Annotated in this window: 27 protein-coding genes and 1 pseudogene; 24 read left to right on the top strand and 4 right to left on the bottom strand. The window is 40.3% G+C overall.

The features are described 5' to 3' along the window. On the bottom strand, positions 1-362 hold a 362-nt coding region (locus JOD17_RS19590), incomplete at its 3' end, for a hypothetical protein (RefSeq protein WP_204699661.1). Positions 363-558: 196 nt separating this feature from the next. Between JOD17_RS19590 and JOD17_RS19585 the strand changes: the two genes are divergently transcribed. From JOD17_RS19585 to JOD17_RS19530, 13 genes are all read left to right on the top strand, one after another. Further along, entirely contained in the window at positions 559-1,593 is a 1,035-nt protein-coding gene (locus JOD17_RS19585) for a YncE family protein (RefSeq protein ID WP_204699660.1), read from the top strand. 180 nt (positions 1,594-1,773) lie between these two features. Then, entirely contained in the window at positions 1,774-3,306 is a 1,533-nt protein-coding gene (locus tag JOD17_RS19580) for an ABC transporter substrate-binding protein (RefSeq protein ID WP_204699659.1), read from the top strand. A gap of 102 nt (positions 3,307-3,408) precedes the next feature. After that, entirely contained in the window at positions 3,409-4,386 is a 978-nt protein-coding gene (locus JOD17_RS19575) for an ABC transporter substrate-binding protein (protein ID WP_204699658.1), read from the top strand. Positions 4,387-4,389: 3 nt separating this feature from the next. After that, the gene (locus tag JOD17_RS19570) at positions 4,390-5,400 is read left to right on the top strand and encodes a FecCD family ABC transporter permease (RefSeq protein ID WP_204699657.1); all 1,011 of its coding nucleotides are present in this window, start codon (positions 4,390-4,392) and stop codon (positions 5,398-5,400) included. Beyond that, on the top strand, positions 5,397-6,437 hold the full coding sequence (locus JOD17_RS19565; RefSeq protein ID WP_204699656.1) for a FecCD family ABC transporter permease: 1,041 nt from the start codon (positions 5,397-5,399) through the stop codon (positions 6,435-6,437). The genes JOD17_RS19570 and JOD17_RS19565 overlap by 4 nt, the downstream gene beginning before the upstream one ends. An 8-nt stretch (positions 6,438-6,445) precedes the next feature. Next, the gene (locus JOD17_RS19560) at positions 6,446-7,267 is read left to right on the top strand and encodes an ABC transporter ATP-binding protein (RefSeq protein WP_204699655.1); all 822 of its coding nucleotides are present in this window, start codon (positions 6,446-6,448) and stop codon (positions 7,265-7,267) included. Positions 7,268-7,289: 22 nt separating this feature from the next. Further along, positions 7,290-8,018, top strand: a complete 729-nt coding sequence (locus JOD17_RS19555; protein ID WP_204699654.1) for an IucA/IucC family C-terminal-domain containing protein — start codon at positions 7,290-7,292, stop codon at positions 8,016-8,018. A gap of 78 nt (positions 8,019-8,096) precedes the next feature. Beyond that, positions 8,097-8,222, top strand: a complete 126-nt coding sequence (locus JOD17_RS21645; RefSeq protein ID WP_275581902.1) for a hypothetical protein — start codon at positions 8,097-8,099, stop codon at positions 8,220-8,222. A 182-nt stretch (positions 8,223-8,404) separates the two neighbouring features. Further along, positions 8,405-8,617 (top strand): hypothetical protein, encoded by a 213-nt coding sequence (locus JOD17_RS19550; RefSeq protein WP_204699653.1) that lies wholly within the window; start codon positions 8,405-8,407, stop codon positions 8,615-8,617. A 75-nt stretch (positions 8,618-8,692) separates the two neighbouring features. Continuing rightward, positions 8,693-9,085: a hypothetical protein gene (locus JOD17_RS19545; protein WP_204699652.1), complete on the top strand. Its 393-nt coding sequence runs from the start codon at positions 8,693-8,695 to the stop codon at positions 9,083-9,085. Between the two features lie 78 nt (positions 9,086-9,163). Beyond that, positions 9,164-10,192, top strand: a complete 1,029-nt coding sequence (locus tag JOD17_RS19540; RefSeq protein WP_204699651.1) for a serine hydrolase domain-containing protein — start codon at positions 9,164-9,166, stop codon at positions 10,190-10,192. Positions 10,193-10,206: 14 nt separating this feature from the next. Further along, a complete protein-coding gene (locus tag JOD17_RS19535) occupies positions 10,207-10,533 on the top strand; it encodes an antibiotic biosynthesis monooxygenase family protein (RefSeq protein WP_204699650.1) in 327 nt (108 codons plus the stop codon). After that, positions 10,512-11,378 carry an aminoglycoside 6-adenylyltransferase gene (locus JOD17_RS19530; RefSeq protein ID WP_204699649.1) on the top strand — a complete coding sequence of 289 codons (867 nt, stop codon included), beginning with the start codon at positions 10,512-10,514 and terminating at the stop codon, positions 11,376-11,378. The genes JOD17_RS19535 and JOD17_RS19530 overlap by 22 nt, the downstream gene beginning before the upstream one ends. Before the next feature lie 3 nt (positions 11,379-11,381). Here the strand turns inward: JOD17_RS19530 and JOD17_RS19525 are convergent, their stop codons facing one another. Beyond that, positions 11,382-11,834: a ferritin-like domain-containing protein gene (locus tag JOD17_RS19525; RefSeq protein ID WP_239575754.1), complete on the bottom strand. Its 453-nt coding sequence runs from the start codon at positions 11,832-11,834 to the stop codon at positions 11,382-11,384. A 187-nt stretch (positions 11,835-12,021) separates the two neighbouring features. Here JOD17_RS19525 and JOD17_RS19520 point away from each other — a divergent pair. From JOD17_RS19520 to JOD17_RS19490, 7 genes and pseudogenes are all read left to right on the top strand, one after another. Further along, a pseudogene (locus JOD17_RS19520) lies at positions 12,022-12,388 on the top strand (VOC family protein). Positions 12,389-12,392: 4 nt separating this feature from the next. Next, entirely contained in the window at positions 12,393-12,530 is a 138-nt protein-coding gene (locus JOD17_RS19515; RefSeq protein WP_204699647.1) for a hypothetical protein, read from the top strand. A gap of 172 nt (positions 12,531-12,702) precedes the next feature. Beyond that, positions 12,703-12,906 (top strand): hypothetical protein, encoded by a 204-nt coding sequence (locus JOD17_RS19510; protein ID WP_204699646.1) that lies wholly within the window; start codon positions 12,703-12,705, stop codon positions 12,904-12,906. A gap of 71 nt (positions 12,907-12,977) precedes the next feature. Next, on the top strand, positions 12,978-13,379 hold the full coding sequence (locus tag JOD17_RS19505) for a VOC family protein (protein ID WP_204699645.1): 402 nt from the start codon (positions 12,978-12,980) through the stop codon (positions 13,377-13,379). 691 nt (positions 13,380-14,070) lie between these two features. Continuing rightward, positions 14,071-14,385 carry a MazG nucleotide pyrophosphohydrolase domain-containing protein gene (locus tag JOD17_RS19500; RefSeq protein WP_204699644.1) on the top strand — a complete coding sequence of 105 codons (315 nt, stop codon included), beginning with the start codon at positions 14,071-14,073 and terminating at the stop codon, positions 14,383-14,385. 151 nt (positions 14,386-14,536) lie between these two features. Beyond that, positions 14,537-14,839 (top strand): PadR family transcriptional regulator, encoded by a 303-nt coding sequence (locus JOD17_RS19495; protein WP_204699643.1) that lies wholly within the window; start codon positions 14,537-14,539, stop codon positions 14,837-14,839. A 1-nt stretch (position 14,840) separates the two neighbouring features. Then, on the top strand, positions 14,841-15,410 hold the full coding sequence (locus JOD17_RS19490) for a DUF2812 domain-containing protein (RefSeq protein ID WP_204699642.1): 570 nt from the start codon (positions 14,841-14,843) through the stop codon (positions 15,408-15,410). 179 nt (positions 15,411-15,589) lie between these two features. Here JOD17_RS19490 and JOD17_RS19485 read toward each other — a convergent pair whose 3' ends face one another. After that, positions 15,590-16,822 (bottom strand): MFS transporter, encoded by a 1,233-nt coding sequence (locus JOD17_RS19485; RefSeq protein ID WP_204699641.1) that lies wholly within the window; start codon positions 16,820-16,822, stop codon positions 15,590-15,592. A gap of 165 nt (positions 16,823-16,987) precedes the next feature. Between JOD17_RS19485 and JOD17_RS19480 the strand changes: the two genes are divergently transcribed. The 4 genes from JOD17_RS19480 (at position 16,988) to JOD17_RS19465 (ending at position 19,388) form a co-directional block, all read left to right on the top strand. Then, entirely contained in the window at positions 16,988-17,785 is a 798-nt protein-coding gene (locus JOD17_RS19480; protein WP_204699640.1) for a MerR family transcriptional regulator, read from the top strand. 402 nt (positions 17,786-18,187) lie between these two features. Next, the gene (locus JOD17_RS19475; protein ID WP_204699639.1) at positions 18,188-18,469 is read left to right on the top strand and encodes a hypothetical protein; all 282 of its coding nucleotides are present in this window, start codon (positions 18,188-18,190) and stop codon (positions 18,467-18,469) included. A gap of 49 nt (positions 18,470-18,518) precedes the next feature. Beyond that, positions 18,519-19,151 carry a class I SAM-dependent methyltransferase gene (locus tag JOD17_RS19470; protein ID WP_204699638.1) on the top strand — a complete coding sequence of 211 codons (633 nt, stop codon included), beginning with the start codon at positions 18,519-18,521 and terminating at the stop codon, positions 19,149-19,151. A 42-nt stretch (positions 19,152-19,193) separates the two neighbouring features. Then, complete coding sequence (locus JOD17_RS19465; protein ID WP_204699665.1) at positions 19,194-19,388, top strand: hypothetical protein; 195 nt, start codon at positions 19,194-19,196, stop codon at positions 19,386-19,388. Positions 19,389-19,500: 112 nt separating this feature from the next. Here the strand turns inward: JOD17_RS19465 and JOD17_RS19460 are convergent, their stop codons facing one another. Continuing rightward, positions 19,501-20,895: a DUF2254 domain-containing protein gene (locus tag JOD17_RS19460; protein WP_204699637.1), complete on the bottom strand. Its 1,395-nt coding sequence runs from the start codon at positions 20,893-20,895 to the stop codon at positions 19,501-19,503. Between the last annotated feature and the right edge of the window lie 120 nt (positions 20,896-21,015).

The raw sequence follows: 21,015 nt of genomic DNA, 5'->3' as shown, positions 1-21,015 counted from the left end.
CCCGTAGCGCCCGTAGCCCCAGCGGGTCCAGTAGCCCCTGTGCCAGGTGGTCCAGTAGCGCCCGTCGCGCCAATAGCGCCAGCCTCACCCGTAGCGCCCGTAGCCCCGGCAGGTCCAGTAGCACCAGTACCCGCAGGCCCAGTAACACCCGTAGCCCCCGCCGGTCCCGTAGGTCCAGTTGGGCAGGTTGGACAAGTCGCCCAAGTCGAACCGTTGATTAAATTATTATTTATATATATAGAACAAGGTCCGCAACCGCAATTTTTCTTCCGGTTTGGTCCGAGGTGGTGTTTCCCTTTTGGTCCGCAGGCACAGTTAATGTTCGATGGAGTACTGTGTCCCTTATCTTTTTTATGCTCCAATGCTATTCCCCCTATAGATTTCTCCTTTAAGGTTACTGTACGAACATAAGGTCAAAAAGGTTCGTAATTGAATGCATTAAGCTGTAAATAGGGACACCCATTTTTTGTAATCTTAACTAAAATAGTTATTCCCACTAACACGGGCGAGAGGTACCTGTACATAAGCTATATAAATACAGGAGAAAGGAGGGGTTATATGGGTAATTGTTTCAAGAGGATCGAGGTTAACAACAATCTTATTAATGGCCCAGCGAATGTTGTACCACCTACTGCGCCAACAGCTCCAACACAACCGACAATCCCGCCATCTCCAACAGCGCCAACCGGTTTAAATAAAGTGTATGGTCTGCAACCATTCTCAGGAAATACAGCGGTTTTTGATGGGTTCACAAATGAACAAATTGGGACGTTGCCAACTTTTTATCTCTCATTTGCGTTTGCTATTGCTGTCGACCCTTACCGAAATTATGTGTATGTTGCGGCAGCGAATGAACCGGGAACAATGTATGTGTATAGTGCATTGGACGAAAGCTTAATTACACAATTTGCACTCTCAACGCCAGGGCCTAACCCAGAAGCTGTAGAAATCAACTTCACAACGAATAAGCTCTATGTGACAACACTAACAGGCCGATTGTTTGTCGTGGATGGGGAAAAGTTTGAAGTAGAAGCTGTGATCGGTGAAGGAGTCTTTCCTAATCCTTTAAATGCGATTGCTGTAAATTCACTAACGAACTTTATTTATATAGTGAGTGGTGGGCAATTCGCTAATGAAATGAATGTAGTTAATGGTGCAACTAATGAAATAATCGGCCCGTTTACAGAAGGATTGGTTAACCCGAGCGATGTAATTGTTGATGAGCGAACGAATCTCGTTTACGTTACGAATACAGAAGGAGGCACGGTCACGGTGTATGACGGAAATACGTTGGCGTTAGTCGACACGATTGTCGTCAATGGTAGTCCGAACCGTGTTGAAATTGACCCTTTATTTGATGAGTTATATGTTGTAAATGCGGATGGGTATGTTACGGTCATCGATGAGAATACGTCAGTGATTATTGCGGAGATTCCGGTAGCAGATTCAGGTTCGAACCCTGTTACAATTGGATTGAATCCGTATACTCGTCGAGCGTATGTTGGTTATTCAAATCGACAATTAATTTCGATAATTGATATGGATACGAAAACCGAGATCGGTTCTTTGCCTAAACAATCGAGTCCGTTTTGAGTTATAGCATTGCCATAACTAGGGTAATAAAGATCATTAACCAAAAGGTTCATGGTCTTTTTTTGTACGTGAAAATAGGAGATTTGAATGAATTCATGAACGTTTTAGACGATTTAATGTCGCATTCATCGTTGTTCATGATATTATGTTGATAATGATTATCATTATCGGTGGTGAGAGATGATGAATGAAAGTACGTTCACTCAATATGTAAATGAGCGAAAGTTTGAATTTGTACGAGCGATTGAAGGAAGAAAAGATAGGATCGATTCATACGACGGTGAGAGTGTGTACTTTGTCCAGAAGAATGAAAGGCAGCTCATCGCAACGAGAGAATATGTCGCAGATGAAGATGTGTTGGTTCAATTAGTTTGTAAAGCATACAAGAAAGATCAGTTTGAGGATGTTTATATTCGCGAGGCGATTGACAATTTATATGTAGAATTCCCGATCAACGAAGTAATTACAAGCAAACTAGAGCAACTCTCTATTGAATCACAAAATCCGGAAACACAACCATTTACGTTAACGTGCTGGTTCTATGAATTACTTTACCTCGTCTTGCAACAATTAAATGATCAAAAGAAAGATTCATTGCAGTCACGCTTGGCTGATACAAAGACGTATATCGACCAATTTTACAATGTACCTCTAACACGAGTTGACTTAGCACAAAGAGCAGGGGTCAATGTTGATTACTTTTCACGAACATTTAAAGCGCGCTATGAAGAAAGCCCGATGTCATATTTAAATCGTGTGCGGATCACTCACGCCAAAAGCCTTTTACTTAAACGTAATAAAACCATTCGCGACATAGCTTTTGATGTTGGCTTTAAGGATGAGTTTTATTTTAGTCGGCAGTTCAAACGACAGATTGGACGTTCACCACAAAGCTACATGAAGCGTTCAATTCTCTCACTAAAAGTGGCTTCCCTCCATCATCTTGTGACCGGTCATTTGTATGCGTTAAATCATTTGCCTCATTCAGCGATTATGAATCACTCGTATCCCCTTTCTTTAAAGGAAGCGGGTGTTGTCGAAATCGGGCAAGAAAGTGTCGATGTGGATAAGTTAGTCACGATTCAACCTGATGTTGTCATTCAGAAAGCCCCGATGAGTGATGCAGTAAAAACAAAGTCTGAGTTAATTAACCAGATTGCGCCAGTTGTAAACCTTGCATACGAAGGAACGTGGCGTGAACACTTCACACAAATCGCCTCAGTTGTTGATTGCGATCAGCGCGCACAGCAATGGTTGGAACACTATGAACATAAAGCGAGCAGTATAAGAGATTCAATCAAGAAGTACGTTGGCAAAGAGACGGTGATCGTTGTAGGAATTGGAGAAGTAGGTTGTTGCCTTTATGGGATGCGGAATATGGGTGCGGTCATGTACGATGATTTACAGATGGAAGCACCTGAACGCATTCGAAAGATTGCTCACATTAAAGAGGTTACATTAGAAGAGCTTATGGAAATCAATGCGGATCGAATTATTTTGACTGTATATCGAAGTCACAAGCGATTGCCAAGCCAAATGACGATTGTTAAGCACTTGCAACAGTTAAGCCAAGATGAACGCTGGCAATCATTAAAAGCGGTAAAGAACAAGCAACTGTATGGGTTATATGACACGAAACATTTATATACGAGCTACAATGCGTATTCACATAACCTTCTATTAAATAAGCTATCCGAGTTTTTCGTGACATAAAGTCTGAAATGTTCATGGTTATGTCAGTATGGTCTATGTTGATCAAGTCAAAATAGTCATATAATCAGTAATGAGAATCATTATCAACAAATGGAGGGTGCCATGAAGATAATACGATTAATTCCGTTTGCATCATTACTTGTATTGATCGGTTGTGGAGGCAGTGACGAACCGACGACAAGTGATGCGGGTCAAGATACAGAAGAGAACACAGAATCATATACAGTGGAACATAGCTTAGGGGTCGCTGAATTCGAAGAACCTCCTGAGAAGGTTGTCACGTTATTCCAAGGAGCGAACGATACTGCAGCAGCTCTTGGTTATGAACCGGTAGGGATTGTGGAGTCATGGTTAGAACCACCGGTATATGAATACTTACGAGAAGATTTAGGTGAAAGTACGGTTGTAGGTGACGAAATTCAACCGAATCTAGAAGAAATCGCAGCACTTGAACCAGACGTTATCATTGCAACGCAGTCACGTCACGAAGAAATCTATGAGCAACTGTCTGGCATTGCACCAACGGTTGTTGTTGATGAACTTAATGATTTTAAGATGACGTTAGACGTAATGGGAGAAACGCTTGCTGTTGAAGATGAAGCGGAAGCATTGTTAAGTCGCTGGGATGAAAGAATTGACCATTTTAAATCGGAAATGGAACAAGTTGAAGAAGAATCGATGACGCGTTCAGTCATTAACTTCCGATCAGATTCATTGAGACTGTTTGTCGGAGGGTTCCCTGGAAGTGTTCTTGAAGATGCAGGGTTTACGATGCCTGAAAATCAACAAGAAGCTTATGATGCTGGCGAGGCCTTTATTGAGTTAACGAATACAGAGAGTATTCCTGAACTTAATAGCGATCAGTTCTTTATTTACCTTCAAAGCAATCAAGACGGCGACGAATTGGATGAGTCTTGGGATCTTTGGACAGAACACCCGCTTTGGGAAGAGTTAGATGCTGTTGAGAATGATCAAGTAGAGATGGTCGATGAAGTGACGTGGAGCATGGGCGCTGGGTATATCGCAGCGAATCATATGCTAGACGATTTGTACGATATGTACGGTATCGAAAAGGAATAAACGATGCGTGAGCGACTACTAACGACGAGGTCAAAACTTATTGGCCTCATTCTCTTAATTCTACTGTTTATTCTATCCCTCTACATGAGCATTCAAGTAGGCCAACAACACGTTGCTTGGCATGTGATGTTTGATGCACTGAGGGAGTATGATGCGACCAATGCAGATCACGTGATTTTGTATCATCGAGTATCACGTGCGGCTTCAGCGATTTTGATCGGTTTAAGCCTTGCGGTCTCAGGTGCCATGCTACAGGCGTTAACGCGGAACCCATTAGCGTCCCCTGGGGTTTTTGGTATTAACGCGGGGGCACTGTTTTTTGTCGTTGTTGCAATTTCTTTCTTTTCAATACAGGCTTTAACGTCATTGTTCTGGTTTGCATTTGCAGGAGCTTTGCTTGCTGCGGTGCTCGTCTATGTCCTCGGTACAGTTGGCGACAAAGGGTTTTCTCCAGTTCGTGTCGTGTTAGCTGGAACGGCAATCAATGCGTTGTTCGTTTCCTTTACTCAAGGAATGCTCGTTACAAATGAAGCGAATCTTGATCGCGTGTTGTTGTGGATGGCAGGGACAGTTGCCAACCGTCCTATTGAAGTCTTGATGCCTGTCATTCCAATCGTTTGTGTAGCCTTAATTCTTGCACTTTTAATTGCTAAACCAATGAATCTGTTGCATACAGGAGATGAAATTGCAAAAGGTCTTGGGCAACGTGTTCTTGCCTTAAAGATGATGATTATACTCGTTGCCGTCATGTTAGCGGGTGGAGCGGTAGCAGTTGGTGGAATGATTGGATTTGTTGGATTAATCGTTCCTCACATTGCTCGTTTCTTCGTCGGTCATCAACATATGTGGTTAATTCTATACTGTGTGTTCATCGGTGCAATACTGATGTTGAATGCAGATGTTGTTGGACGAATTGCGATACAACCTAGAGAAATTCCAATCGGTGTTGTAACGGCTTTAATCGGTACACCGTTTTTCATTTACATTGCTAGAAAAGGGTTTAAACAATCATGAAAAAAGTGTTCACACTACGTCCCCAGTCCGGTGCATTTTCACTTCAATTACCGTTATGTCCAATCGTTCTTACGTTGTGTTTATTTCTCGTGATGATCGTGCTCATGATTGTAGGTTTGTCTCTTGGTAGTACGTGGGTGTCTCCATTAGCGATTATGCAATACTTTATCGGTGTAGATGTAGGTGCAAGTACCTTTATCATTGAGAGTTTGCGGTTACCAAGAATGTTAGTGGCATTACTCGCAGGAGCTGCGCTAGGTGTATCGGGATTGATTCTACAAGAAATGGTTCGTAATCCACTGGCCTCCCCAGACATTATCGGGATTACAGGCGGTGGGGCTGTTGCCGCAGTTTTCTTTATTACAACGTTTAGTGGAGTATTACCGATGAGCCTGTTACCGCTAGCTGCGATGCTCGGTTCAGCAATCGTTTCAGTACTCATTTACGCTCTTGCATGGAAAGAAGGCATATCGCCCCTACGATTAGTGTTAATTGGAATTGGAATCAATGCAGCGATGAGTGCTTTAACAACACTCATGATCATTTTTAGTCCGATTAATAGCAGTAGTCAGGCTTATGTTTGGATGACTGGAAGTGTGTATGGATCGTCTTGGACTGCAGTTCAACAAATGGTTCCGTGGATTGGTTGCGCAATGATTCTGGCCCTTCTTTGTGCAAGAGCTGTGCATGTGCAACAACTGGGAGAAGATGTGGCGAAAAGTCTAGGTGCACGCATTCAGTGGCAACGATTAGGGATGATAACGGTAAGTGTCATCTTAGCAGGTGTCGCTGTTGCTTTTGCTGGTGGAATTAGTTTCGTTGGGTTAATGGCACCGCACATTGCTCGTTTTATCATCGGTCGATCATTTGCATTACTCGTTCCTACGGCAGCGATCATTGGTGGAACGATGGTGTTTGTCGCTGATGTAGTTGGAAGGACGGCATTTTTACCACTTGATGTTCCTGTGGGTGTACTCGTTTCTGGAATTGGTGCCCCGTTCTTTTTGTATTTGTTGTATCGCAATCGAAAGGGTTGAAAAAAGTGATGAATGATATGTTGAGAACCGATTCACTTACACTCGGATTTAAAGATCGAATTGTCATTGATGAGCTAGATTTAGACATTCCAAAAGGAAAAGTAACCATTCTTGTCGGAGCGAACGGGTGTGGCAAATCGACCTTACTACGTTCGATCGCACGATTGCTCAAACCGAAAAGCGGAACAATTCAATTAGACGGGGTAGATATGGGTCAGCTTTCAACGAAGGAGATTGCAAAGCGTCTCGCTGTTCTGCCTCAAAGTACGGAAAGTCCTGAAGGCATTACCGTTTCTCAACTCGTTAAACAAGGTCGTTATCCCCACCAAACCTTACTAAAACAATGGTCCGTAGAAGACGAGAAAATCGTTAAAGAAGCGATGATTTCAACGGGTGTGTTTGAGATGGCAGATCGCCCGGTTACTTCTTTATCGGGAGGTCAACGTCAACGGGTATGGATTGCAATGACGTTAGCACAACGTACGGAAACGTTACTTCTTGATGAACCGACGACGTTTTTAGACGTCGCTCACCAAATTGAGATTTTGGATCTTTGTCATACGTTAAATGAAGTAGAAGGCAAAACGATTGTCATCGTCTTGCACGATTTAAATTTAGCCGCCCGCTACGCGCATCATATGGTTGCACTTAAGAACAAAACGATCTATGCACAAGGAAGTCCGGAAGAAGTCGTCACGACGGACATGATGAAGCAAGTCTTTGCATTAGATTGTGAAGTAATTGAAGACCCCATTACATTAACACCGATGACCATTCCGTATAGCAAAAAGGCGGCTCGCCGTGTAGAAAAAAAGGTCTTCGCATTATAGAAGTTTGAAAGGAGAAGGTAAGATGCGAGAATCTGTAACGATTGAACGCTTAGCTTCGTTTGGGATTGAGCGTTACACATCGAACACAACAGGATTCCGTATGGACCACTTATTGGATCCATTGAGATGTCGTGACTTCTTGATGAGTTATATGGAGAAGATTGAAGCACCGAATATTAAAGTCGCAGCATCACTATTTATTAAATATTATGCTCGCGTGACTGTGGGTTCATTATTGTATAGCTTAGGCAATTACAATCAGGCGCTCTCCATGCCGTTAACGGGTTGTGTTTTTAATGAGGATCGCAAAAAGCTATGTATTCAAGAACGGGATTGTCCGTGGGATACGTGTCCAGCTGAAAATCGGGTTGAGTGGCGTGATCGCACGTTGCAGACATTTTTTACGGAACATATGACGCCACTTATTCGCGCAATTTCAACGGTGAGAATTTCTACGAGAATTCTTTGGGAAAACATTGCGATTCGTATCCATTCGGTTTATCGAAGTCTCTTACAATCAACTGAATCGCGGATACAACGAGAACAATTATTGTCAGACTTTCGATGTTTGCAACGAGCAGAAGGTTCACTATTCGGATTGGATACCAATCCTTTACAACCCTTTTTGCAAGAAGAAGCAGTTTTAGGCTCGGCGTGCACGAGAAAGACATGCTGCCTTTTTCATCGGATGGAGAATAAAAAAGAAGACCTAGACTATTGTAAGATTTGCCCGTTGGAACGATCGTCTTAATCGTTTCATTTCAATCTTGCCATTAAAGTATCTTTTGAATAAGTATTAGTTTTGAACACGAAGGGAGTTGCTCCCTTCGTGTTTTTGGTGTGCGGATCAAGCGAAGTAGAGCGTGGAGCAAGCGAAGTAGAGCGCGGAGTAAGCGAAGTAGAACGTGGAACAAGCGAAGGTGAGCGCGGAGCAAGACCCAGACAAATAACCTAACCGAATAGACTAGATCATCAATTTATTCCAACTTTTTCAATGGAAATGCTCTCTAAACTGAAACTTTGTATGCAATTATCACGTATTAAAGATAAACATAACAATTCTATAAACTTTATTTTCATTTTGCAGTAACGTGTTAAAGTGATTTTATAGAGAGAGAACCGAGGAGGATGATTGGTGTGGAAGAAATTAGAATTCGTGAGATTAATAAAGTCGATGAGCTTAATGGCGAAGTTAAAGTTATTCTTCTAGATCAGAATGTGAGTCGTGCGGTGGATGTTGTGATTGAAAACGGTCAGCCTATGTTTAAACACTTTGATTTGAGAGTCGTTGTTCGGACTAGAATTGTTGATGAGATTCGTAAACATTGGGACGTTCAATGTATCGTGTAGAACACAATATTTATCATAATCTACCATTATTTATAATAGCAATAGAGTAACAATGATAGGATTGGATGGATGTTTGTGTATATTCGTTTAGGTTTTTCGGCAGCTTGCTGGTTGGTTTCAATGATTATGTTGATTATGGTTGCTTCGCAATCACTTAGTGTGATGCACTTTTCTTTTACTTCTTTTGGAGAAGTAATTGTCGCAATGGCCTATGTGAGTGTGTTTTTTGCTATACCTATTGTGTTGGCTTTCTCGAATCGGATCGTTTTACGAGTTGTGTCAGGGGTTTATCAACTTTTTGGATTTTTTACGTTCTTTGTAGTGACGTTAACGGTGATGGCTTTTTCAAACGGACTGTTACTAAGTGGTTGGGCTATTTTTGGTACGGTTCTTTGTTTAACAAGTGCAATGATCACCATTTCTGTTAGTGAGCAAAAAAGAAGAAGGTACCAACTGCAATTTAATTAGACAATCATGAACGTATATCTTAAGACGAGGTATGCGTTTCTTTCTATTCTTATCAATACGATCGAGTAGGTGAAAATAATGAAGCTAAGCGATGAATACATTCTTGAACGGATGAGTCATTACAAAGTTCAAGGGTTGAGTATAGCCGCAATTGCAGGCGATCATCAACTGTCTCGTCAGTATGGGGTTGTTCAAGCGGATCGTGATCGAAAAGTAACGGAGCAGACATTATTTAACGCATGTTCAGTGAGTAAATACGTAACAGCTCTTACAGCGATACTTTTAGTGGAAAAAGGGCTACTTCAATTAGACCAACCGGTTAATGATAAACTCATTCGTTGGAAAATTCCATCTACTAATAAAAAACCAGTAACATTAAGGCATTTACTCAGTCATCAATCAGGCATTATTGATCCAAAAGATAGTTTTCAACCCTATGAAGCTCGCTTTGGTGTTCCTACGATACCAGACATTTTAAATGGTAAAACATCATATTGTTCGACGTTAATCACGGTGGGGGAGCCGGAACGTGAATTCCACTATTCCGATGCCGGTTACTGTGTGATCCAATTGCTCATTGAGGACGTCACGCGAAAGACATTTGAGCAGGTAGTGAGCAATTATCTATTTACACCACTCCAGATGCATGCTCGTTATGTAACGCCAACGTCGCTTGCGTATATTAGCGATGATTTGGCGAGGGGGCACTCTAAACAAGGACAACCGATTTGTTTTACTGAAACGTTGTATCCATATCCAGCCGCCTCAGGTCTGTGGTCAAGCTCAAAGACGCTTGTGAGGTTGTTTCAAGAACTGCTACATGCCCAAAAAGGGAAGAGCAAGCTCGGTCTTTCAAAGGAATTAGCATTTGAAATGATGACCCCTCAATTTGGTAAAGCATGGTCAGGCTTAGGTGTCTTTATAGAAGAATCTAAAGCTGGGAAAGAAATTGTATCGTGGGGCTGGGGAAAAGGATATCAATGTATGGGGTTTGTGCACCCTGACGTCGACCGTGCAGCGGTTATTATGACTAATGGTGAACTTGGGGTTCATCAAATGGAAGGTTTGATCGGTGAAGTGTATCAGTTTCTTACATATGAGCATTGAAGGGTGTGTATAACATGATCTTGGAAACTGCTTACTTACAAGTTAAACGAGGACTAGAACATGAATTTGAAGAGGCATTTCACAAAGCATCAACAATCATTTCTTCGAAGAATGGCTATATTTCTCATGAATTGCAACGTTGCATAGAAGTGAAAGGGAACTATTTACTGTTGGTCCGATGGGAAACTATAGAAGATCACATGATCGGTTTTAGGCAATCGGACGAGTATCAAGAATGGAAACGATTGTTGCACCATTTCTATGACCCATTTCCGACAGTGGAACATTTTGAGCGAGTAGCAATAGAAGGGAGAATCCCATGCGATCAAGTGATGAAATGATGGAGTTGATTTTAACTGTAGCTAAGCGAGACGAGCGAGTGCGAGCGGTCTATATGAACGGGTCGCGAACGAATCCAAATGTTTTACCCGACTCTCTTCAAGATTATGACATTATCTACGTTGTTTCTGAAATCGATTCCTTTCGCGAGGACGCTAGTTGGATTCATGTCTTTGGGGAGCTAATAATGGTTCAACAACCTGATGAGATGGACCTTGCACTTGGAATTGAGGTTGATGTTACCGAATCGAATGCATACTTGATGTTGTTTGAGGATGGGAATCGAATAGATTTACGACTTGTGACACTAACGAAAATGCTTGAACAATATGGAAAAGATTCGTTAACGGTACCATTGCTCGATAAAGACGGTCGACTCAAAGAAATCCCGAAAGCAACAGATGAGAGTTATTGGATAAAAGAACCTTCAGAAGCGGAGTATTTTAGTTGTTGTAACAATTTTCTTTGGTGTGTACAAAACGTCGCAAAAGGTCTTTGTCGGGATGAACTTCCGTATGCAAAACAAATGTTTGAAGTGATTGTTCGAGCGGATCTTCACCAAATGATCGATTGGTGGATTGGTAGCCAACATTCGTATCGTGTTTCAACAGGAATGTTCGGCAAATATTATAAACAATTGCTGCCAAATGAATTGTGGGGGTTGTATGAGAAGACGTATGCAAGCGCCAACCTTAAAGTGTCCTTTGAAGCGTTGACTACTGCATGCGAACTGTTTAAAAGAGTCGCGCAAGAAGTTGCCATCGTTCACCAATTCTCTTACCTTGAAGAAGAGCATAGAAAGATGATGGTCTATCTTAAACAACTGCACATGAAAAACGTGGAGTAGTGGTTACTCCTCGTTTTTCATGTTATCTAGAATGATTTTTAATTCATCCACATGTTCACGCTGTTTGAAAAGAATCGTGTGGATGAGTTGTTGGTTGTGCTCATCCAATTCTTCACCGGCGATTTTTTCGGTCATTTTGTTTCCGTAAATGTTCTCACCTTTTATGGCGTGTTTTACGATCTCTTTTTCGTCGTGAGGGCGATCGAACAGTTCGCTCATAAAAAGCTCCATTTTTCCAACTAAGCCTTCACTTTTCTTTGGTGTGCCACCAAGTTCTAAAATGCGTGTGCTAAGTAGATTTGCATGGTCACGCAAATCAGATTGAATGGTGATAAATGGTTCTTTCAGTGGTGAAGAGGCTGGTAACTTCTCAAGGTAACTTTCGTAAGCATCAACTCCCATGTGCTGACCTTTTAATAATTTATTTAATGTATCAATTTGATGTTCATTACTCAATCGCAAACCCTCCTTATAGGTATCATGTGTAAATGTGGATGTATCCAAACTTAGAAAAAGTAGGGAAATACTGAAGGGTGAAGAATCGAGGACTCTCATTTTTCATGCTCCTTACGACCAAAGTTGTAGAGAAGAACTGACGAACGTCGAACGCTGATTCTTTGATTTTGTTGCGGGACAAGTACGAATTGCAAGGTCGACCGATCAATTCGATCGAGTGATTGATTTCTATGTGAATGGTTTAGGGTTGGCAGAAGTTGAACGATTTAAAGGTCATCGTGGATATGAAGGTGTCGCAATTAGATTACCAAGTTCTGATTCATTTAGAGTTCACCCATCACCATGATGGAAGCCCTTGCCCTGCACCAACTCGAGATAATTTACTCGTCTTTTACATTGAGGACTACGAACAAATTAGAAATGTAGCATACCGGTTATGCGATATGGGCTATCCTGAAGTGGCGCCAGAAAATGAGTATTGGAAAGAAAAAGGAGTGACGATTGAGGATCCCGATGGATGGAGAGTTGTGATGATGAACCAAACGTATGGATGAAAAGATGAAAACAACCACTTTAGCTCTGCATGAAATTTATGGCGTTAATGCACATAGTAAAGATTACTGTGAAGCATTGCGTGATGAGGGATTTCAAGTAGAAGCCATCGATTTTCTTCAACGAGACCATCCGTTTCGTTAGGAAGAAGAACATGAAGCGTACCGTTCCTTTATGGAAGATGTCGGTTTTCAACAAGCTGTGCACACTGTTAACAAACAGATTAGAGAGTATCGTAACGAGGGACGAAATGTGATACTTGTTGGATTAAGTGTAGCGGCAACATTCGCTTGTTTGTGTGGACAAGAAGAGAATATTGTGGGCATCGTCGGTTATTATGGATCGAGAATCTGTGGAGCGAATTCCGAAAGCAGTATGCATGTTGTTTTATCCACATGTTGAGAAGTCATTTGCGGTAGATGCACCTGTGGACAAGCGAAAGGCAAAAGGAATGAATACTCATACATACCTAGCAGCGCATGGATTTAGCGATATACAGTTGCTACAGCGAAACGATTAATTCGAACGGTATGAACAGAACATGATCGGGTTACATTATCAGTACATCTTAAAGGTGAGGTGTTGTTTGTTATGACGAGGGTGTTTGTTAATTTTCCAATTCGTGATTTGAAGAAATCGACACATTTTTATGAACAACTTGGCTTTAAAAAGAATGAACTGTTCTCCAACGATCATTCAAGCGCGATGATGTGGAATGACAATTTTTGGATTATGATTCTAACCTATGACTTTTACAAGCAATTTCTTAAGGACAAAGCAATTGCGGATACAAAAACGACAAGTGGAACGTTAATTGCCATTGAAATGGAGAGCATTGACGCTGTAAAGCAATTTGCTGAAACGGCAAAAGAACATGGTGGCGATTATTATCATTTAGATCACGGAATTCCAGAAGATCAGATGTACGGCCTCGAAGTTCAAGACCCTGATGGCAACATGCTTGAGCCTACATGGATGACGCCAACTTCGTAGAAGATCAATTGGCGAGTATAATCGGACGCTGATTGTAGGGAAGACCTCGTCGATGATGAGGCCTTTTTTGTATGCAAATACCTAAGGAAGAACTATTATTATTGATGCGTGTCATCATTTGGTGAAAGGGAATCGTAAATAGTTGAGGAAGAGATAAAAGACATGTAGTTTCTTATCGTGAATAATGAGAACCAGAAATTTGACGTTGAATGTGAAACCATTCTTCATGGGAATACGTAGAGTAAATTGAAAGAGATCTTCCGGGATTATATAACTGAATTTTCAATCATATTTATGCTTGTCAGCTCTTATATAATAGTTAAATGGTTCTTGTAATTATGATCAATTCAATTGATATTTGGTTGTTGTGTAGTGGTCACAAGTATGAAACCGTTGCATCCCTCTACATGAAGTCAAACTTAATATAGGAGGCGAAAATAAATGAGTGTAGGTGTATGGGTTGCTATAGGTGTTGCATTATTAACGGTATTAGGCATTTTCGGTAAATCAAAAAAGAAATGAAAAGTTGCATTGAATAGTGGTTGTATGTCGAAGAGGTCTGCTATGTTTTACAACGTTCTAGGCGCAATCCGATCATACGAAGGGATCGCGCCAACTAATTTAGCAAGTCAACGTAACTGGTATACTTTTTAGATAGGTGTTTATCATGTATACATAGGTGGCGAAGCGAATGAAAGCAGAACAATTTCAGGAATGGGTAGATAACTTCTACGGAAGACGAGGGTGGCTGGAATTAGATATATTTATGCGAATCGGTTTTTTATCTGAAGAAACAGGTGAAGTAGCAAGGGCGATCAGGGCGCTCGAAATTGGCAGAGATCGACCAGACGAAGAAGCGCAATCATCGGAAGTTAATAAGCAAGCTTTAGTTGAAGAATTAGGGGATTTAATGGGTAACATCGCAGTCATTGCGAATAAATATGATATAGAATTAGCTGATGTATTTTCAGAGCATCGAAGGAAATTAGAGCAACGTTTCAACTAATTGAATATTGTCTGTCATGCAAGTCGATTTCCAAATGTAAAGGAAATCGACTTTTTGGATTGGGGCAAAAAGTTATGGACTATTCAGTTGAACTGTATTATATTATTATTAAGTTCAACTGTACAGTTAGACTGAATAGGGGATTGAAATAATGAAACATAAATTATTACCGTTGTCTGAAACGATGCACTATATTTTGTTAGCTTTACGGGAACCGCATCACGGTTATGCTGTTATGCAGGAGATCGAAGAAATGAGTAATGGTTCTGTCATTTTAGCGGCAGGTACATTATATGGTGCCATTGAAAATCTAAATAAACATGGCTGGATTGAAGCAGTAGGAAGTTCAGGTCGGAGAAAAATATACAAAATTACGACAGAAGGAAGTGCTGTTTTGAAGTTGGAACAAGAAAGGCTATTGCATATTCTATCCTTGTATGAAGGAAGTGAATGATATGAAGAAGATTAAATGGTTTTTTAATATTGAAAAAGAAGAGCAATGGTTGAATGAACAATTACAAAAAGGCTTTCGATGTACCGGTATTAGTGGATTTGGCATATATACTTTCGACAAAACGGAGAAGCAGTATGTTATGCGACTGGACTATCAAGATTATTTACCAAAAGATAAATTGCAGGATTACAAAGGAATATATGAAGATTTTGGTTGGCACTACATTAAGGGGTCCTGGCTAAGTGGAATACGGTATTGGCAAAAAGAAGAAGGGAATCAAAATGAAATCTTCTCAGATCGTCAATCGAAGGGGAAGTATTATAAACGGCTAATGGGTTATTCATTTTTAATGGGGATGCTGTGCTTGGCTCTTTCGTATATGATTTACAAGGATCTTTCTGGCTTTTACCATGATGGGCTTTGGAATATGGAAGGTGCATTGTTTTGGTATGCATTATTATTTGAAACACCATTTGTTCTTTTGAAGTTGTCTCCTGTAATGCTAGCGATCTTGTTTGGTAGCAGTTTTTATAGCGGGTATCGTAATTACTCAGTGTTGATAGAAAAATGAAAGGCTAGGACATAAATTAAACGAAAAAAGCCGTGAGGCATGTGACTGAATTCGTCAACCTGATTGTGGTTGCATTTATTGTCCAATCATCCTTATAAGATACCGACAAGTTTAATACCATCAGATCAATCGAAAAAGCCACTTCTCTATAGAAAAGTGGTTTTTTCGTGTAATTAAGTTTAATAATTCGACGTGTAGTTTCTGTACGTTTTGCCTCTCCATAACGTGATTAACGCGATGAGTAATCCGATCAGTGAGAAGGACAAGATGACCAATTGGATGTCAACACCTCTTGAAACGAGGACGGTTACCCCTGCGTAAGCGAGTGGATCAAACCCGTTCATCGCTAAGAAAATGATACTCATGACACGACCCATAATACGGGGGTCTGTATCTTCTTGAGCTGATGTGAAGAAGGGAATAGAAACGAAGGTTATTGTAAATCCAATTAAGAACGCAAGTGCGGTCAAAATATGCAAATTAGGAATTTGGCTAAATGCGATCGCGACAAGTAAGGTTGCAATAAGACCAAGAAGTGAAGTCAATCCTCTGCGGCGAATTTTTACCGTACCGATAATGGCTGTACTCACTAACATTCCGATCCCTAACGCAGCTTCAATGTAACTGAGGTTAATTGGAGAACCTCCATAAGTCTCCACTAAGATCGGGATGGCAATGGAAATCGATCCGAAGGCAAAGAAGTTTAACGTGATCAGGATTAGAATTCCGGTAATGAGGAATCTGCTTGCTTTTACATAGTTAAATCCTTCAATTAAATCTTTCAGTGGTGTTTGCTTAATCGTATTGTCTACAGGTCCTTCTTTTAAGAATGGTGGGAACATAAAGAAGGCTGACAGCAGTACAATAATCGCTGCGACAAAGTAACCTGTTGTGACCCCTGCGAACTCCATTACACTTCCAGAAATGACAGGACCAATTACGATACCAATTTGACCGAATCCTTGAATGATCGCATTGGCTTGCTTGATTTGGCTTTTTTCCACTAATTTCGGAATCAATGACGTTCCCGCTGGGCCAGAAAAAGCGTCCAACGTTCCGAAAAGAAGGCCTAAAATAATTAAATACCCAAACGTTAATAGGTCTGCATTATTCAATAAGAAAATGATGACGAGTAGAATGCCTTGAATGAAGCTCGTGGTGAACATGATCGTTGTTTTTTTAAATTTATCAGCGAGAACCCCACCAAATGCCATCATTAAGATACGTGGAACTGTAATGGCAATGAGTATAATGCCAAGTGAACTAGCCGAACCTAGATCTGAAATGACAAACCAAGTCGTTGTCATGAAAAACATCGTAAAGCCGATCATTGCTAAAAAGCTACCGAGAAATAGGAATATAAATGGGCGATTCTTTAGTAATGATTGTTGTTGTTGCTCCTGTTCTTCCATACATAACCTTCCTTTCGAACTGAATCTATGACCTATATTAGATTGTTACGTAACGTCACAATCAAGCACTTTTTTTAGGGAAATTCATCCTGAATGAACAAAGAGCGAAAAGGATTGCCTATGACGTTACGTAACAGTATAAAATGGAGGGAGGAGGTATTTATTATGGAAGTAACCATCGGTTCATTTGCGAAAATTGTAGGGACAACCGTACGAACATTGCGGTATTACGATAAGATGGGTTTATTAAGCCCGAATAAACTGAATGATAATGGCAATAAAGTGTACACACGTAAAGAATGGGAGTCTTACCAACAAATCAACATCTATAAACATCTCGGTCTAACGTTGAATGAGATTAAAGAACAAATGACGGATAATAAGGTGAGTAACCGCGAGTTGTTACGAATTCAGAAGACGTTGATCGAAGAAAAGCAAGAGCAATTAAATGAGCTGAAGGGCGTTATAACTAGAATGGAACGTCTCTACAATTTTGAAGATACGTCTGAGGGTGAACTCGATCAATTTGCGTTTATTATGCTTGATTTATTTATGAGGGAAAAGAAACAAATGCAAGCATTTGAACAGCATTTTAACGAAGATGAACAGCTCATGGAACAAATCAAGTCATTTAACGAACCAGAGTCTCAAGACCTTATGGATAAAATTACGTGGGAATTATTTCAAGCGATTAAAGATTCGATACAGTTTAATGACGCTTCAAGTAAAAAGAAAGTCCATGATACGCTAGAGAAAATGGATCGATTATTTCCCGCGAATGAAAAGTTCCTATTCCGCGTCATTGATGACGATAGCTTCTTTGAAAAACACAGCTCCAATTTTAATAACTACTTTCCTGAAGAGATCGGCGATTACATGTATAAGGAAATGAAAGCTTATTATCAAGAGAAGCAAGATCGCGCTGCGGATAATGGACAATCTGATTCTAAGAAGGGCAATTAGTTGGTCGATCCACAAATCCAAAGTCGAAAAAATGGGTCCAGCGCCGATGAAAATTCTACGAAACACTCGGATGCAACAAAGATGATGTACTTTTCATGGAGAAGTGAATCGCATCAATACTGGGAAGCTGGCAAGCTGGCAAGCTGGCTATTTTTAAATAGCCAGCTTTTTTATAGGAAAAACTTTGTGCTCATGCAAGGAATCTTTACTCGGAGCTATTTACATATTCTTCAAAAGAAAGTAACCTAACAAACATCACCTGTTTTTGTAAAATTAGCATAGCTGTATTAAACGAGATGTGCGTATTCAAATTAACGTTGCCTTCTTCTTCAAAAATTGAGACGTTCTGTCATACTGGGTGTAGCAGTAAATTTATACTTGAAGAAGAAAGGTGTTTCTCACTTGGAAGCCATATTATTTATGCTATACATGATTGGCGCATTAGGGCTATTCGTGTTTCTGTTTCGGTCAAAAACAAAACGAGCGAAGATGATGTCTTGGGGGCTATTAATCGTATTCGTCGTCTCGCCGATGATTAGCTATGCTGTTGCAATTCTTGCCTCCGTGATCGCCGGAGTTGGTGTGTTGTTATTTGTGACACCGTTGATTGCAATTGTCGGTTTTGTTGTTTTTATTATCGGATTTATTCCGTTTGTGAAGGAAAAAGTTAAAAAAGCTCAATAGAGATAAGTTATGTGATCTCTTGTTTGTCATAGATTTTAGGAGGAATGACATGTTAAACCAAAAAGGCTTTGATTTATGGGCAGACGGGTATGATCATTCGGTACAGCTTAGTGAAGAAAATGATCATTATCCTTTTGCGGGTTATAAACAAATATTAAATGCAATTTACAATGAAATAATGACAAAGGAATCGCTCAACATACTAGACATCGGATTTGGAACAGGAGTTCTAACAGGTAAGTTATATGATGCCGGTCACCGCATTACGGGACTAGACTTCTCAGACAAGATGATTCAAATTGCTAAAGAGAAGATGCCGAATGCGACGCTCATTCAATGGGATTTAACGAATGGTTTCCCAGACCAAATACTGACTGAAAAATACGATTATATTGTCAGTACATATGCATTACATCATTTTACGGATGCGTACAAAGTTCAATTATTGGAACAGATGCTACCTATGTTAACTAAAGAAGGTAAACTATTAATTGGTGATGTTTCGTTTCAAACAGAAGAAGATCACAATCGTTGTCGTGATCGATACAAAGATGTTTGGGATCACGATGAATTTTATTTTGTAGTAGAAGGGATAAAACGAAGATTTAGCGCGAATGTTCACGTTGATTACGAACAAATCTCTCATTGTGGTGGGGTATATGTAGTAACGCCGCAATCATAGTTACGTGAAGTATTCTTGTAGAAATATAGGAAGGTGATTAACGTGTTCTCGAATTCTAAGCCACTCGAAGTTATTATCATGATTGTGATGGCAGTACTGGCCTTTGTCACTGGTGAATTTGTTACATTCATTATGCTTGGTCTTATTTTAATGCAACTTCATAATCTTCAACGAGCAATTGAGCGGTCGAATGAAACGAAGCATATTCAGACGTCTGAAGAAGGAACAAATGTTTAATCATGATACGTGTATTATTGAGATTTTCATAGACATATGGGGCATGACACGAACGATATAGTAAACAGAAAGAAAACGGCTGTCACAAATGACGGCCGTTTTACTTTTAAATTTAAGCAGGTTTTGGATTGTTTAATCGCTCTTTTAACTCTTGTTCTAATTGTGAATAGTCTTCTTGGTTGTCAGTCATTTGAGAGATTTTCTCAAGGTGTGTATAAAAGTCTTTCTCGTGGTATGCAAAGGCAAACGGTGCTTGATAACCTCTTGCGACCATCATCGCAAATGTCCAGACGCTTTTGTGATTGGCAGTTGAGGTTGAGCTCGCTAATAAGCTTATGGCGTGTAAGATATCGTTCGTGATGACGGGATCTTCTTTTGCATAAATGCTAATGTGTGAGAAAGAAGAGTACAGGTAATAGTCGAATGTCTCTTCGTTAATAATGACGCGAAGGTTACCTTCTTTGTCCGTAAGATACGGTGTGAAGTGCGTGATCTCAGAAATCGAAAGCAACAAGTCAGATAGCTGTAGAATGGCATTCTTTGCCGTGTTCGGATCATCATTTCCGATCGACTTAATCGCAATTTCTTTGAGCTTGTTTACACCAAACTCAATGTCTTGAACTTCTGTTTGCTTACGACCAACGAACACCTTACTACAAATAAATGCCTCATTTACATCGCAATCTTCTCGCTTCCAATAAGTGAGCAGAGGAATATCTTTTAAGACAAATTCTCCGATTCGCTTTTCTAATCGAATAATGAGTCCTCTTTTCTCTGCATATTGAAAGAGGCTTTTGAAATCAATGATTTGGATGAAACCAGAATCCTTGGCGTAAAGGATTGTGCCTTCATCTTCGTTTAACTCCATCTCTTCTTTCTTTGGCTCTTGTGTTCGATAAGGTTCAAGGTCTTCAACGAGTGTAGTAAGGATTTGCTTTTCTGACTCGTTCTTCATATTGAACGTTAAGTTAGGTACTTGCATCCACTTAACAGCATGATTAATAAAAAAGACGAAAGTAGCGAGTGCAAAGAACATAAGTAAAATGGTGAGCGTTGGGAAGGCGGCGTAATACTCTGCTGTTCCATCATTAATCATGAAAAAGGAGAACAGAATAAAGACAAACACCATATTAAAGATACCGACGGCGTGTTGTGTTTTACGATCCGCAATGAACGTGAGTAACATTCTCGGGGTGAATTGCCCAGAGAAGTTCGTTAATACGACGAGGATCGAGTTTAGTGTAAATGCGTTTAACGTAATAATTCCGGCAACGAGCGAGCTAATAATTTGTCTCGTTAATTCATAATCGACTTGAAAAAAAGAAGCGTGTTCTCCTATAAATAATCGCATGTCCAACACATACGCGATTCCTACAATTAAGAACCCGAGCAGTCCGTAATAGAGACTGATAAGCCATACATTCGCTTGCGTTTCAAAACGAATTTGCCTTCGTGACATACTAAGAAGACGTTGACCCGTTTTGGGCATCCATTTGCGGACACTCATCGACGTTCACTCCTTTGGTTAACTAAGCATGGTGAAGGTGTTCCCGAATATGGACAAGAATAACCCTTTTAATCTAAAAAAGGACTTTTGATGCGAGTGATGAAGTACAAAGAGTAGAAT

Origin of the sequence: Geomicrobium sediminis (genome assembly GCF_016908595.1) — a bacterium.
Classification (GTDB): domain Bacteria; phylum Bacillota; class Bacilli; order Bacillales; family Marinococcaceae; genus Geomicrobium_A; species Geomicrobium_A sediminis.
The sequence above is the reverse complement of the archived record's forward strand: the minus strand, read 5'-3'. Positions and strand labels throughout refer to the sequence as shown.

Excerpts from the sequence above, each read along its gene's own strand:
- JOD17_RS19580 (WP_204699659.1), top strand. The coding sequence starts at position 1,774 with ATGATGAATGAAAGTACGTTCACTCAATATGTAAATGAGCGAAAGTTT.
- JOD17_RS19500 (WP_204699644.1), top strand. The coding sequence starts at position 14,071 with ATGAAAGCAGAACAATTTCAGGAATGGGTAGATAACTTCTACGGAAGA.
- JOD17_RS19585 (WP_204699660.1), top strand. The coding sequence starts at position 559 with ATGGGTAATTGTTTCAAGAGGATCGAGGTTAACAACAATCTTATTAAT.
- JOD17_RS19570 (WP_204699657.1), top strand. The coding sequence starts at position 4,390 with ATGCGTGAGCGACTACTAACGACGAGGTCAAAACTTATTGGCCTCATT.
- JOD17_RS19460 (WP_204699637.1), bottom strand. The coding sequence starts at position 20,895 with ATGAGTGTCCGCAAATGGATGCCCAAAACGGGTCAACGTCTTCTTAGT.
- JOD17_RS19485 (WP_204699641.1), bottom strand. The coding sequence starts at position 16,822 with ATGGAAGAACAGGAGCAACAACAACAATCATTACTAAAGAATCGCCCA.
- JOD17_RS19470 (WP_204699638.1), top strand. The coding sequence starts at position 18,519 with ATGTTAAACCAAAAAGGCTTTGATTTATGGGCAGACGGGTATGATCAT.
- JOD17_RS19530 (WP_204699649.1), top strand. The coding sequence starts at position 10,512 with ATGCGATCAAGTGATGAAATGATGGAGTTGATTTTAACTGTAGCTAAG.
- JOD17_RS19495 (WP_204699643.1), top strand. The coding sequence starts at position 14,537 with ATGAAACATAAATTATTACCGTTGTCTGAAACGATGCACTATATTTTG.
- JOD17_RS19505 (WP_204699645.1), top strand. The coding sequence starts at position 12,978 with ATGACGAGGGTGTTTGTTAATTTTCCAATTCGTGATTTGAAGAAATCG.
- JOD17_RS19555 (WP_204699654.1), top strand. The coding sequence starts at position 7,290 with ATGCGAGAATCTGTAACGATTGAACGCTTAGCTTCGTTTGGGATTGAG.
- JOD17_RS19535 (WP_204699650.1), top strand. The coding sequence starts at position 10,207 with ATGATCTTGGAAACTGCTTACTTACAAGTTAAACGAGGACTAGAACAT.
- JOD17_RS19540 (WP_204699651.1), top strand. The coding sequence starts at position 9,164 with ATGAAGCTAAGCGATGAATACATTCTTGAACGGATGAGTCATTACAAA.
- JOD17_RS19560 (WP_204699655.1), top strand. The coding sequence starts at position 6,446 with ATGAATGATATGTTGAGAACCGATTCACTTACACTCGGATTTAAAGAT.
- JOD17_RS19490 (WP_204699642.1), top strand. The coding sequence starts at position 14,841 with ATGAAGAAGATTAAATGGTTTTTTAATATTGAAAAAGAAGAGCAATGG.
- JOD17_RS19575 (WP_204699658.1), top strand. The coding sequence starts at position 3,409 with ATGAAGATAATACGATTAATTCCGTTTGCATCATTACTTGTATTGATC.
- JOD17_RS19515 (WP_204699647.1), top strand. The coding sequence starts at position 12,393 with ATGAAAACAACCACTTTAGCTCTGCATGAAATTTATGGCGTTAATGCA.
- JOD17_RS19480 (WP_204699640.1), top strand. The coding sequence starts at position 16,988 with ATGGAAGTAACCATCGGTTCATTTGCGAAAATTGTAGGGACAACCGTA.
- JOD17_RS19565 (WP_204699656.1), top strand. The coding sequence starts at position 5,397 with ATGAAAAAAGTGTTCACACTACGTCCCCAGTCCGGTGCATTTTCACTT.